The organism is Rhizobium sp. SVR5-2C (assembly GCF_056755115.1).
The window spans coordinates 1-256 of the sequence record NZ_JBNDHT010000457.1 but is presented as its reverse complement, the minus strand read 5'-3'; the positions used below and the strand labels follow the sequence as shown (position 1 = coordinate 256).

General features: G+C 62.1%; 1 protein-coding gene. It reads left to right on the top strand.

Features of this window, described 5'->3' with window-relative positions:
• Positions 1-256: TRAP transporter large permease subunit (locus ACPYOI_RS36510; RefSeq protein ID WP_481424235.1), on the top strand; the 256-nt coding region annotated here is incomplete at both ends.

Here is a 256-nt window from a genome sequence, read left to right as displayed (position 1 = left end):
GTATTCGCTCGTGCTGACCGCGATCGTGTACCGCACGCTGACCGTCGCGAAGCTGCGCCGTGCGCTGTCGCATGCGGCGCGCACGACGGGTGTCGTGCTGCTGCTGATTGCCGTGTCGAACATGCTGCGCTTCCAGATGTCGTACCTGGAGATTCCGGATGCGATCGAAGGGCTGCTGAAGCAGTCGACCGCCGCGCCGTGGCTGATGTTGCTGTACATCAACATCATCCAGGTATTCCTCGGCACGTTCGTCGAC